The sequence below is a fragment of the Faecalibacillus sp. H12 genome, from assembly GCF_013361255.1.
Taxonomy (GTDB): domain Bacteria; phylum Bacillota_I; class Bacilli_A; order Erysipelotrichales; family Coprobacillaceae; genus Faecalibacillus; species Faecalibacillus intestinalis.
Genome location: NZ_JABWDK010000044.1, coordinates 1 through 12816, shown reverse-complemented (window position 1 = coordinate 12816; position 12816 = coordinate 1). Strand labels below are relative to the sequence as shown.

Below are 12816 nucleotides of genomic sequence, written 5' to 3'. Positions count from 1 at the left end.
ACTAAAATCCACTTTGTCATATCTAAAGTGGAATTTAACTTTTCACTTTAGAATGAAAATATGCTTTTAAAAGAGACTTGTTTTGTTAGGAAAATTTGATATAATAGTGGGGTATATAAATCGTTGATATGGATTAGTAAATAAAGGATGCTGTTTTAGAGAGGGAGAAGTGGTGGAAACTCCTACAGATAATTTATTGAATTCACCATGGAGAGCACCTAATCAGTGACGTGAGACTGCGTTAATGTTTAATTAAGAGCATGTTTTAAACATGAATTAGGATGGTACCGCGATCAACTCGTTCCTATTGGAATGAGTTTTTTTATGTTTAAGGAGGAAATAAAGTGGAAAATGAATTATTAAAAATTAAAGATGAAGCTTTAGAAAAAATTGAAGCTTGTACATCTTTAAAAGAATTAAATGATATTCGTGTGCTTTATTTAGGAAAAAAAGGTCCTATTCAAGAAGCAATGAAATCTATGAAGAATATGGATCCAGATCAAAGAAAAACATTTGGTCAAACAAGTAATAAAGTTAAACAAGAATTATCAAAAGCTGTTGAAGATAAAAAAGAAGTTTTAGAACATCAAGCAATTATTGATAAAATCAATAGTGAAACAATTGATTTATCATTACCTAGTTATAAATTAGATCAAGGAACAATGCATCCTTTATCAATTATTGTTTCTCAATTAGAAGAACTCTTTTTAGGAATGGGATATCAAATTGCTGAAGGTCCAGAAGTAGAAAGTGATTACTTCAACTTTGAATTAATGAACTTACCAAAAGGACATCCTGCCAGAGATATGCAAGATACTTTCTATATTGATGAAAATACTTTAATGAGAACACATACTTCTCCAGTACAAGCCCATACCTTACTTGCAGCAAAAGGTAAAGGACCTATTAAAGTTATTTGTCCTGGTAAAACATATCGTAGAGATGATGATGATGCAACTCACTCACATCAATTTATGCAATGTGAAGGTCTTGTTGTTGATAAAAATATCACGCTTGCTGATTTAAAAGGAACATTAGAAGTTTTCGCAAGAAAATTCTTTGGGGAAAAACGTGAAATTAGATTACGTCCATCTTACTTCCCATTTACTGAACCATCAGTAGAAGTGGATATTTCATGTCATCATTGCGGTGGTAAAGGATGTGCTATGTGTAAAGAAACTGGATGGATTGAAATTTTAGGTGCTGGTATGGTCAACCCTAAAGTTTTAGATATGTGTGGTTTTGATAGTAAAGTATATCAAGGTTTTGCATTTGGAATTGGAATCGAACGTGTGGCTATGTTGAAATACGGTATTGATAATATTCGTGATTTCTACAATGATGATTTAAGATTCTTAAACCAATTCCAAAGAGAGGAGTAAGAAAATGGAAGTCAGTTTAAATTTATTAAATAAATATGTTAAAATAGATGATCAAGATCCAAAAGAACTTGCTGATAAAATTACTTCAATTGGTTTAGAAGTAGAAGGAATGCATTCATTAGCTAATGGAAATAACATGACAATTGGTTATGTTAAAGAATGTATCGATCATCCTGATAGTGATCATTTACATGTATGTCAAGTAGAAGTAAGACCGGGAGAAGTGACTCAAATTGTTTGTGGAGCACCAAATGTGGCTGCTGGACAAAAAGTTATTGTGGCTAATCCTGGATGTGATTTAGGAGAAGGTTTTGTTATTAAACAAAGTACCATTCGTGGACAAGAATCAAACGGAATGATTTGTTCAATGGCTGAACTTGGTTTAGATCAACGTTTATTATCTCCTGAAGATAAAGATGGAATTCATGTCTTAGATGAAAATGCACCAGTAGGAGCAGATCCTTTAGAATATTTAGGTTTAAAAGATACGATTTTAGATATTGGTTTAACACCAAATAGAGCGGATTGTATGGCTTTAACTTCACTTGCTTATGAAGTGGCTGCTGTTTTAAAAAGAGACGTCAACTTACCAGAAATCAAGGAAAAAGGTCTTCCTGGAAGCAATATTGAAGTCAAAGTAGAAACTGAATTATGTCCATTCTTTGGGGCTAAACTTGTAAAAGGTGTCACTACAAAAGAATCACCTGCTTGGTTAAAAACAGCTTTACTTGCTTCTGGCATTAAACCAATTAATAATATTGTTGATATTTCTAACTATGTCATGTTAGAAACAGGTCAACCAATTCATATGTATGATTATGATAAATTAACAAAAAAAGAATTTGTTGTAAAAACTGGATTTGATGAAAAAGCAATCTTATTAGATGGTGAAGAATATAAACTTGAACCTAATGATATCATTGTTTCAACAGACAATGGTGTTGGATGCGTAGCTGGTGTCATGGGAGCTGATAGTACTAAGATTGATGAAAATACACAAAATATCGTCATCGAAGTGGCTACTTTTGACGGACCAAGTTTAAGAGAAACAGCAAGACGTTTAAATTTATTAACAGATGCTTCTCAACATTATATTAAAGGGGCTTTAAATACTGCTAATTCTTTAAATATTTTAGAAAGATGTGCAAATTTATTAGAAGAACTTGCTGATGCTAAAGAAATCTATGAAACTGTTTCAACAACTCTTTATATTGAAGATAAATATGTTTCAGTTTCAACTCAACAAGTTAATGGATTACTTGGAACAAGCATTCAAACAAATGAAATTGCGGAAATCTTTGATTCATTAAAATTCAAATATGAATTAAAAGAAGATACATTCAATGTTAAAATTCCAACTTATCGTAATGATATTACGATGGCAGCTGATTTGATTGAAGAAGTTGTGCGTATGTATGGTTTTGATAACATTCCATCAACTTTACCAGAAATGTCTATGACAATTGGAAAAAGAACAGAAATTCAAGAAAAGAAACATATGATGAAAGTCTTATTAAAAGACTTGGGATTACATGAAACATTAACTTATTCATTAACATCACCATCACTTGTTCATGATTTCAATATTTTCCATGATCAAGAACCAGTTAAACTTGCAATGCCATTAGGTGAAGAAAGATCAGTGACAAGACAATCAATTATCGGTTCATTGTTACAAGTCATTAACTATAACCAATCAAGAAATATGAAAGATGTTCATTTATATGAATTATCAACAACATATTCAAAAGGCGTTGAATTACAAAACCTTGCGATTGCATGTACTGGTGAATACCATGGGTTATCATTTAAACAAATTTCATACAAAGCAGATTATTATTTAGTTAAAGGATTTGTAGAAACAATCTTTGAAAGATTAGGAATCAATGAATCACGTTATCGTTTAGAACGTGTTGAAAGTGATAACCAATCATTCCACCCTGGACGTAGTGCTTATATTAAAGTACAAAATGAAGTAGTTGGGGTCGTTGGACAAGTTCATCCACTAATGGAAAAGAAATATGATGTGAAAGATGTTTATGTAGTTGAATTAAACTTATCTGCATTATTAAATATCAAAACAGGTAAAGTAAAATATCAACCAATTCCACAATATCCATCAGTTTCAAGAGATATTGCTTTAGTAATGGATGAATCTGTTCCAGCAAATGATGTTTGTCAAAAAATCATTAAATCAAGTAATAAACTTGTTAAAACAACAAACATCTTTGATGTTTATGTTGGCGAACATGTAGAAGCTGGTAAAAAATCAGTAGCTATTAATTTAACTTTCCAAGATGATAAGAAAACATTAAAAGAACAAGAAATTAATGAAGCTATGGAAAAAATCTTAAAAGCTGTTGAAAAAGATTTTGGAGCAGTACTTAGAGGATAATCAAAAGAGGTGTCGAACACACACCTCTTTTTTTATGGAAAAGTTAAAAGAAAAGTTTTCTAATTTGACGATAATATTGTCTACCAACATTAAGATCACTTGGTGTTGAAGAAAATGTCATAGTATAACGTGAATCATTAAAAAAAGTAGTTGTTGGATGTTTACCTGTATGATTTAAAATAATTCCATAACGACTTAAAGTATCAATAGATTTCTTTGAAAGACCTTCATTGACTAATAAGTTAAAAATATCTGTTAAATATCTATTTCGATTACCAACAGGAGGATTTTGTTCAAGAATTGTATGAATGATTTGTTGTTGTTTTTGATTATGATTATTTTTAAGTTCTTCTTTTAAAAGATAAAGAAGAAGATCTCTTTGTTCACCTTTGTAAAATTCTTTTTCATTTCCTTTTAATATTAAAGGATAATATCCTTGTTGTTTAATATAACTTCCTAATTCTTTATTTTGATTTTCTAAAATCAATATTTGATTATTTAAATCATCAATATTTTTTTGTAAATTCTTTTTCTTATCTTCTAAAGCTAAGACTTGTTGTTCAATAGAAGAGTTTTCGAGAAAATCATTTTCTTTATGATTTTCAATTATTTTTTTAATAATATGATGTTGAAAATCTTTCATATTATAAGGAAATGAATATGTACGTTGTAAAACATAACTTTGAATTTTTATTTTTACTTTCTCAATAAATTCTTGAGGAGATTCTTTTTTTAAAAAAGAAATTTTTTGAAATTCATGATTTAAATAAAGAATATAACTATTATTTCTTAAATGAAAATGTTTTTGAAATGCTTGATGAAAATTTTCATCTTCGCTTGTAAGAATATAAGCTGTTGATTGAATTTCAGTTAGAATCTCATTTTTAAAATCTTTTAAAGATATATTTAAATAAATAACAGGAAGAATTGTTTTATTTTCTATAAATTCAATGACTTGATTTAAATCATTCATATTTTTGATATTTGGTTGAATATATGAAAAATGATTATTGTTTAAAAAATGATATTTATTAAGATATGTTATTAAATCGATAAATTGATTATTACGTTTATTAATAGAAAGATATATATTTTGTTTTGCTTCGTTAAAAATATATTCATAATCATTATTTTGATATTGAATACAAAAAGCAATAGCTGATTCATCATGATAAATTGTGCAATTCTCTAAATGAATGATTAATGAATCTAATATAAATTCATCTAAATAAAATAAATCTTGAATTATTTTTGTAAATTGAATAATAGTTAGATTTTTTACAGCAATCAAAGTTGATAAATGCTTCATAGTTGATGTTTCCTTTCAATAGACTTTAAAAGATCTCTTTTACGATAAGTATCATCAGGAGATAAATTCATTAAAGTTTTATGAATGATTGAAAAAATATACTCTTGATATTCTTTATAATTATCTTGATGAATCGTAATTAATGCTTCATCATCTTGTTTTAAGAGATGATTATATTCTTGATTTATGTTTGTAAGTTTTTCAAGAATATCTTTTTTATTTTGGTATTCTTTTTGTAAATCAATGATGTCTTTTTCAATGTTCTTTATTTCATTTAAGAATAATTCTTGAACTTCTACAGATGATAATGCATCATCTTGATAAGATTGTAAGAGTTCAAATTGTTGAAGTTCTGAAAAAGAATAAAATTCATTTTCTTGTAACATATAATAACGAATGTGTTGAATGAGTGTTTGAATAAAATTTTTTTCATAAAAGAGTTTTTCTTTTTCATTGTTTGGATAATTGATTTGTACATAATTAATTTCTTTATTTGTAGGAATGACGATAATATGGCACATTCCATAGAGCTCTTGATTTAAAATAAAGGGATTAACAAGACATTTTTTATTTTTGTATAAGATGATTATTGGTAAATGATATGATTTTTTTAATAGTTGATTGACTGTTCTTTCATTAATAAAATGAGGTGTTGATTGTATTGATAAATCATGGTCTTTTTGAATATAATTACTTTCTAAAATCATTGGAAATATTTTAGGAATTGAGATTTTAGAGATATATTTAGATTCATTTGATATTTCTTTATAGAAAGAAAGTTCAAGAATTTCTTGTTGATAATGATAGAGTATTTCTATTGTAAATTGATTTTTTTTGTAATTATGATCAGTAATAAATTGAATTCCTAAAATATTTTTAGTTTTAAAATCTTTAATTTCTAAGCTTTTATGTTTTTCTTTTAAAGAATAGTATAAAGAATGATCATAATTCAAATCTTTCATTTTATTTTTTGTATGTTGTATCCAATAAATCACTTGTTCAATTAATAAAGATGGTGTCATTAATTCATTTACTTGTACCTTTGTATAATAAAATAACATAATATTCTCCTTTAGCTACTATCTTAATTTAAGCACATATTTAACATAAAAAAGAACTATCTTTTAGATAGTTCGCTAACAGGAATATTTTGAAATTCCTTTTTGATGATTTGATTGTCTATCAAAGATAATAATTTTGATGATTTGATTTCTAAATCTAAAGCAGGATGTGTATAAGAAGAAAGGGTTGTAATTAAATGATAGTCACATGTTTTTTTGATTGTTTTTAAATAGTTTTGTCCGTTTTGATTCATTTTTAATATATGAAGATAATTAATGGGGAAACAATCTTTCATTTCTTCTTTTGTGTTATTCATTAAAATGTGTAAAAGCATTCTTTGAATCCTTGTTTTTGTATAACGTTTACTTGTAAGTTTATTTACCAATTCTTCATAACTACTTACATTAAAAATAACTTTTTTTAATAAGTTTTCAATGCCTTCATCAACAAGATGGATCTTTTTTAATTGTGTAGGGCTTTGAATGATAATTTGATATTTCAAATAATCAAAGAAATCATTTTGCTGATAAAGCGAATCATAATAAGACATATCTAATAGATAATCATGAACATCTTGTTTTTCTTTTAAAGCTTTACGTAAAGCTGTAGCAGAAGCAATTTTTGTAAGTGTAGTATCATGATAATCATTGGATCTTTTAATACAATGTAAAGTAATAGGATAATCATTTTCAATGACTTCTTTAACATAACCTAAACCTAATAAATCATTAGGTGTCTTGATACTTTTATTTAGTAATAAACTTAAAGCTTGATTACAAGCATCAGGGTAACGTAATCCTTTTTTCATAGCAGCTTTAACATATTGATCATATTCATTAGGATGATTTTTAATAGCATAGGCGATTTCTTTAAAAGTATCGATGTCACCACATTCACTACCAAAAACAAGATCAGTAATTCCTATATGATAAAGTAAATCAATCGCTCCTTTACAAAAATAATCGGCACTTTGACAAACATATGCAAAAGGGAGTTCGATAACTAAATCAACACCGTATTTAATAGCAAGTTCACTTCTTTTAAATTTATCAATAATTGCGACTTCTCCTCGTTGAACATAATTACCAGACATAATAGCAATTGTTAAATCGGGCTTTACCATTTCTTTTGCTTTTTGTAAATGATAAAGATGTCCGGTATGAAAAGGGTTATATTCAACAATGATTCCTAATATTTTCATAAATGATAGTCCTTTTGTTTAATGGTTTTAATAACTTTAAAGAAAGTTGAAACAATTAAAATTGCAGTTGCAAGTGCTAGAGCTGTTCCTACTGTTTGAAAAAGAGAATCAAGAAATAAATCTTGATCATGTGAAATCAAATAAAGCATTGTTTGATAAATTCCTTTCCCAGGGACAATGGGGAAACAACCAACAACAATAAAAATAGTTGCAGGAGCTTTACATATTCTTGCCATAATTTCACTAAATAAAGCTACCACGATCATCGCACATAAATTTGACATAATATTACTTAGATAGGGTATCACCAGTAAATAAACGATCCATCCTAGCATCCCACCAAGAGAAGCTAAAAGTGCATAAGGCAGATGACGATGTACTCTAAAAACAAAAGCAAATCCTAAACACCCTAAGAAAGCACTTAAACATTGAATTACTTGTTCCATTAAATCAATCCTTTCAATAAAATACGCATCAATCCAACTCCTAAAGCAATTGCTGTTGCAATAAAAAAAGCTTCAACAAGACGTGCTTGCCCGGAAACATAGTTTCCATCAATAATATCTCTTAAACTATTGGTAATTGCAATTCCAGGAGTTAAAATCATTAAACAACCAATAATTGTCGCATCTAGATTATAAATCAAATGAAAATGATAAAACAAAATCGCTAAGATAGTTAAAAACATACTTGTTAGTGTTGTACGCATTAAAGAATTAATTCCTAAAATCTCATTGATCCATACAAAAAAATACATTAAAAAACCTATGATTCCAGCAATAATTCCTTCATGAAGTCCGCCTCCAAAAAAAATAGCATAACCTCCAGCACCTAAACCATACCCTAAAAAAACAAGTGGCATGATAGGATGTAAGGAATTGATAGCCTTTATTTGTTGTTCAATAAAATCATTAGTAGGTGTTTCATTACAGATTTTTCTAACAAGATCATTTAAAGCACAAACAGCATCAAGGTTTGTACGATTTTGTAAAGTTCTTTTAGTAAGAGAAGTATTTGTTCCATCTTGAAAAGTAACACTCATTGTAAAATAAGTAGGAAGAGCAAAAACACCTATATCTTGAAAGCCATAGCTTTGACACATACGTTCTAGACTTTCTTCTACACGGTAAATTTCAGCACCATTTTTAAGTAATAATTTACCGATTTCAGCAATATTTTTTATTAATAATTGTTCGTTCATTTTTTTATTTCACCAAAAGTTAGTATAACAATTATTAAGTATTTAGGAAAGAAAAAAAGTGTGTTTAAAAGGTATTTTTCAAAAAAATAAAAACAGATTGCAAAGATATAAAAATTAGGTATAATAACTTTTGATAAAGTAGGTGAAATAAATGGAAAGATTACAAAAATATATTGCTTCAAGTGGTTATACATCAAGAAGAAAAGCAGAAGATTTAATTAGAGAAGGTAGAGTTTCTGTTAATGGTCAAGTTGTAACTGAACTTGGAACTAAAGTTAAATCTGGAGATGTTGTTTTAATTGATGGAGAAGCTATTGTTGGTGAAAATAAAGTTTATTATCTTTTTTACAAACCACAAGGATGTGTTTGTACATTAGATGATGAGTTCGATAGACCAAAAGTAATTGATTACTTTGAAGAAGTTGAAGAAAGAATTTATCCTGTTGGACGTTTAGATTTCGATACAACAGGTGCTTTAATTATGTCTAATGATGGTGATTTTGCAAATATGATCATGCATCCAAGAAGCCACTTAGAAAAAATCTATGAAGTAACAATTAAAGGTCTTATTAAAGGTGAAGATTTACATCATTTAGAAAAAGGTGTTTATTTAGAAGGTAAAAAAACAATGCCTTGTAAAATCAAAGTCACTTATAAAGATATGGAACATAAAACAACTGTTTTAAAAATTAAACTTTATGAAGGAAAAAACAGACAAGTTAAAAAAATGTTTGAAAGTGTGGGACATCCAGTAAAAAGCTTACATCGTATTTCTGTTGGTTGTGTCAATTTAAAAGGATTACGTCCTGGAGAATATCGTCGTTTAAAACCACAAGAAGTAAAAGATTTAAAAAAATTAGTTGGAAAATAAAATTCGACATCATTTTTATGCATGAGTGCTTATACTAATTGTTGGTGATGGAAATGAGAGTACAAATTATTGATGATAAACAATTAAAAAACTGTAGTATTTGCAAAGCAACGGATGAATGGGTAGAAAATATATGTGTTAATGGGATTGAAGGATTATATTGTGTTAAATGTGATACGCTCACATTGTCTGAACCCCTTCCTTCAAAACTTGTTTATTTAGCTTTTAAGAAAAAATGTATGCAAATAAAAGAAATGAAAACCAATAATCAGTTGACAATGTAAAATATTGTATTAGAATAAAAACGTAAATAAAAAAGCAATGATTTAGGATATGTTTTATAAATGATTTGATTTAGAGAAAAGGTGGTTGGTGAAAACCTTGAGAATGTTTATAAGATACTCCCTAATAGCTACACTTGAAAAAGATTGTCGTTAACTGCGTTAAAGTTTTGAGGCTGAAAAGCAAATTAAGGTGGTACCACGAAACTCTCGTCCTTTGGATGAGAGTTTTTTATGTAAAGGAGAAGGAAAATGGTAGATTTTAAAGAAAATGAACAATTAAATACATTAAATCACTCTTGTGCCCATGTTATGGCACAAGCAATCAAACATCTTTATCCTCAAGCTAAATTTTGGGTAGGTCCTGTTGTAGCTGAAGGATTCTATTATGATGTTGATTTAGGTGATGAAGTTGTTAGTGATGAAGCAATCGCTAAAATTGAAAAAGAAATGAAAAAAATCTGTAAAGATGGTAAAAGAATTGTTCGTCGTGAAATTTCTAAAGAAGAAGCTTTAGAAATGTTTAAAGATGATGAATATAAATTAGATTTAATTTCTAATTTAAAAGATGGAACAATTACTTGTTATAGTCAAGGAGATTTTACTGATTTATGTAGAGGTCCTCATGTTGAAACAGTTAAAATGTGTAAAAACTTTAAATTAATCAAACATTCTGGTGCTTATTGGAAAGGTGATAAAAACAATAAAGTTTTACAACGTATTTATGGTGTTTGTTTCCCAACTGCTGAAGAATTAGAAGAACACTTAAATTTATTAGAAGAAGCTAAAGAAAGAGATCATCGTAAAATTGGTAAAGAAATGGAAATCTTCATGGTTGATGATTTAATTGGTAGAGGTCTTCCAATGTATTTACCAAAAGGATATGCTATCTGGCAAAAACTTGAAAGATACATCAAACAAAAAGAAAAGAAATTAGGTTACTTACATGTATTAACTCCTGCTGTAGGAACAGTAAACTTATATAAAACATCAGGACACTGGGATCATTATAAAGAAAATATGTTCCCACAAATGGAAATGGATGGAGAATCATTTGTTTTACGTCCAATGAACTGTCCTCATCATATGATGATTTATGCAAATAAATTACATTCTTATAAAAACTTACCAATTCGTATTGGTGAAATTGCTCATGACTTTAGATATGAAGCATCAGGAGCTGTTAAAGGTATTGAAAGAGGAAGACATTTCTGTCAAAACGATGCTCATTTATTTGTAACACCAGAACAAATTAAATCAGAATTTAAAGGTGTTATCGATTTAATCTTAGATGTTTATAAAGATTTCAATATTACAGATTATCGTTGTGTTTTATCTCTTAGAGATCCAGAAGATAAAGAAAAATATCATGATGATGATGAAATGTGGAATAAAGCAGAAAATGAATTACGTGAAGTAATGAATGAACTTGGTATTGAATATACTGAAGAAATTGGGGAAGCTGCTTTCTATGGTCCTAAATTAGACGTTAATGTTAAACCAGCAATTGGTAATGAAATCACTTTATCAACTTGTCAATTAGACTTCTGTTTACCAGCTAAGTTTAACTTAACTTATGTTGCGGAAGATGGAACTAAGAAAACTCCTGTTGTTTTACACAGAGCTATTTTAGGTTCATTAGATCGTTTCATGGCTTATATCTTAGAAGAAACAAAAGGAAACTTACCATTATGGTTAGCTCCTACACAAGTCAAAGTATTACCTGTTAAGAATGAATATCATTTAGATTACGCTAATGAAATTTATCAATTATTATTAGATGAAGGTTTTGAAGTAGAACTTGATTCAAGAGATGAAAAATTAGGATATCGTATCCGTGAAGCACAAATGCAAAAAGCAAACTATATCCTTGTTTTAGGTAATAATGAACGTGATGAAAGAACTGTAACTTATCGTAAACATGGTGAACAAAAAGCAACAACTGTTACTATTGATGAGTTTGTTTCAATGTTAAAACAACAAATTAAAGATAAAAAATAGTTTATATTTTTAAGATATGGTATACGTAGAAGCTCAATTTTTAAATATAGAATTGAGCTTTTTACATAAAATTGACAAAAGAAAATGCTACTTATATAATACTAATGAGATAGAGTATCTCTATAAAGTGAGGAAATTATGATAATAAAAAAGTCAGAAAAAGATGAACGCAGAGAGAAAATTATAGATGTTGCTTTTCGTCTTTTTGTAAATAAAAAAATCGAATCTGTAACAATGGGAGAAATAGCAAAAGAAGCAGGAATTGGAAGAGCAACATTGTTTCGCTATTTCCCAGGAAAATTAGAACTTGTTATTGCGGTAAATACAAAAGAATGGAAAGAATATTTTGATGAATTAGATCAAAAAAGACCAATGAGTTCAGTAGGAGATATACCAGCTATTGGTCGTTTGATTTTTACATTAGATAGTTTTATTGAAATGTATCAAACGCATAAAGCTCTTCTTCGATATAATGATAATTTCAATCATTATGTATCTCATTCAGGAAGAAAAGATTTACAAATGGATGAATTTAATCAAGCACTTTTTTCAGCAAATACACGTTTTCATATGATGTATGAAAAAGCCAAAGAAGATAAAACGTTTAAAACAGATATGGCAGAAGAAGAGTTTATGAGAGTAACAGTTCATACAATGATGACAGCTTGTGCATATTATGCAGGAGGTTTTATTTGGGGTTCTAAAGAAAATGAAGACTACACACCAGAGTTGATCCAATTAAAAGAAATGATTCTTGCATATGTCAAAGCATAAATAGATAATAAAATTTATATATTTGATAAGTGTTTATATTTTTAAGAAAATATTTATAAAAAAAGGTAAAGTTTTAAAATGTAAAAGAATATGATTGTTTACAATCAATGTTTTGCGGGTGGTAAAAACGATGGATAACGCATGTAGAGGGTATCGAAAAGATACCTTTTTATAAAAAATAATAAGGAATGTTCTTATGAAAAACATCGAAGAATTATCAAAGAAAATAAAACTTACAGAAACTGAAAAAGAAATGTTTGAACAAAAATAGGAGCGCAATCCCCGGGTAACCAAATAATTTAGGGGGAAAGCCAAATTATTTAGGGGACAACTTTAGGG

General features: G+C 28.2%; 11 protein-coding genes and 1 other annotated feature. Of the genes, 6 read left to right on the top strand and 5 right to left on the bottom strand.

Annotation, left to right across the window (positions count from 1 at the left end; genetic code table 11):
* Window positions 1-114 precede the first annotated feature (114 nt).
* Window positions 115-309 (top strand) — a binding site (T-box leader).
* 35 nt (window positions 310-344) lie between these two features.
* Complete coding sequence (pheS, locus tag HUU89_RS13720; protein ID WP_175302059.1) at window positions 345-1382, top strand: phenylalanine--tRNA ligase subunit alpha; 1038 nt, start codon at window positions 345-347, stop codon at window positions 1380-1382.
* Window positions 1383-1386: 4 nt separating this feature from the next.
* Window positions 1387-3777 (top strand): phenylalanine--tRNA ligase subunit beta, encoded by a 2391-nt coding sequence (pheT, locus tag HUU89_RS13715; RefSeq protein ID WP_175302058.1) that lies wholly within the window; start codon window positions 1387-1389, stop codon window positions 3775-3777.
* A 43-nt stretch (window positions 3778-3820) separates the two neighbouring features.
* Here the strand turns inward: pheT and HUU89_RS13710 are convergent, their stop codons facing one another.
* From HUU89_RS13710 to HUU89_RS13690, 5 genes are read right to left on the bottom strand one after another with little or no spacing between them, the layout of a single operon-like run.
* Window positions 3821-5086: a hypothetical protein gene (locus HUU89_RS13710; RefSeq protein ID WP_175302057.1), complete on the bottom strand. Its 1266-nt coding sequence runs from the start codon at window positions 5084-5086 to the stop codon at window positions 3821-3823.
* Window positions 5083-6147: a hypothetical protein gene (locus tag HUU89_RS13705; protein ID WP_032091689.1), complete on the bottom strand. Its 1065-nt coding sequence runs from the start codon at window positions 6145-6147 to the stop codon at window positions 5083-5085. Before HUU89_RS13705 ends, HUU89_RS13710 begins: the two co-directional genes overlap by 4 nt.
* A 56-nt stretch (window positions 6148-6203) precedes the next feature.
* Window positions 6204-7349, bottom strand: coding sequence for a nucleotidyltransferase (locus tag HUU89_RS13700; RefSeq protein ID WP_175302056.1), 1146 nt, complete (start codon window positions 7347-7349; stop codon window positions 6204-6206).
* Window positions 7346-7795, bottom strand: coding sequence for a threonine/serine exporter family protein (locus HUU89_RS13695; RefSeq protein ID WP_022001203.1), 450 nt, complete (start codon window positions 7793-7795; stop codon window positions 7346-7348). The genes HUU89_RS13700 and HUU89_RS13695 overlap by 4 nt, the downstream gene beginning before the upstream one ends.
* Window positions 7795-8550: a threonine/serine exporter family protein gene (locus HUU89_RS13690; protein ID WP_032091686.1), complete on the bottom strand. Its 756-nt coding sequence runs from the start codon at window positions 8548-8550 to the stop codon at window positions 7795-7797. The genes HUU89_RS13695 and HUU89_RS13690 overlap by 1 nt, the downstream gene beginning before the upstream one ends.
* A gap of 151 nt (window positions 8551-8701) precedes the next feature.
* Between HUU89_RS13690 and HUU89_RS13685 the strand changes: the two genes are divergently transcribed.
* The 4 genes from HUU89_RS13685 (at window position 8702) to HUU89_RS13670 (ending at window position 12477) form a co-directional block, all read left to right on the top strand.
* Complete coding sequence (locus tag HUU89_RS13685) at window positions 8702-9421, top strand: pseudouridine synthase (protein ID WP_175302055.1); 720 nt, start codon at window positions 8702-8704, stop codon at window positions 9419-9421.
* A gap of 53 nt (window positions 9422-9474) precedes the next feature.
* Complete coding sequence (locus HUU89_RS13680) at window positions 9475-9705, top strand: hypothetical protein (RefSeq protein WP_254697789.1); 231 nt, start codon at window positions 9475-9477, stop codon at window positions 9703-9705.
* Between the two features lie 249 nt (window positions 9706-9954).
* Complete coding sequence (gene thrS, locus HUU89_RS13675) at window positions 9955-11703, top strand: threonine--tRNA ligase (RefSeq protein WP_107030605.1); 1749 nt, start codon at window positions 9955-9957, stop codon at window positions 11701-11703.
* Between the two features lie 138 nt (window positions 11704-11841).
* Window positions 11842-12477 carry a TetR/AcrR family transcriptional regulator gene (locus HUU89_RS13670; protein ID WP_175302054.1) on the top strand — a complete coding sequence of 212 codons (636 nt, stop codon included), beginning with the start codon at window positions 11842-11844 and terminating at the stop codon, window positions 12475-12477.
* Window positions 12478-12816: the final 339 nt, after the last annotated feature.

Coding starts and splice junctions, on each gene's coding strand:
- HUU89_RS13705 (WP_032091689.1), bottom strand. CDS start 6,147: ATGTTATTTTATTATACAAAGGTACAAGTAAATGAATTAATGACACCA.
- pheT (WP_175302058.1), top strand. CDS start 1,387: ATGGAAGTCAGTTTAAATTTATTAAATAAATATGTTAAAATAGATGAT.
- thrS (WP_107030605.1), top strand. CDS start 9,955: ATGGTAGATTTTAAAGAAAATGAACAATTAAATACATTAAATCACTCT.
- HUU89_RS13700 (WP_175302056.1), bottom strand. CDS start 7,349: ATGAAAATATTAGGAATCATTGTTGAATATAACCCTTTTCATACCGGA.
- HUU89_RS13695 (WP_022001203.1), bottom strand. CDS start 7,795: ATGGAACAAGTAATTCAATGTTTAAGTGCTTTCTTAGGGTGTTTAGGA.
- HUU89_RS13685 (WP_175302055.1), top strand. CDS start 8,702: ATGGAAAGATTACAAAAATATATTGCTTCAAGTGGTTATACATCAAGA.
- HUU89_RS13710 (WP_175302057.1), bottom strand. CDS start 5,086: ATGAAGCATTTATCAACTTTGATTGCTGTAAAAAATCTAACTATTATT.
- HUU89_RS13680 (WP_254697789.1), top strand. CDS start 9,475: ATGAGAGTACAAATTATTGATGATAAACAATTAAAAAACTGTAGTATT.
- HUU89_RS13670 (WP_175302054.1), top strand. CDS start 11,842: ATGATAATAAAAAAGTCAGAAAAAGATGAACGCAGAGAGAAAATTATA.
- HUU89_RS13690 (WP_032091686.1), bottom strand. CDS start 8,550: ATGAACGAACAATTATTAATAAAAAATATTGCTGAAATCGGTAAATTA.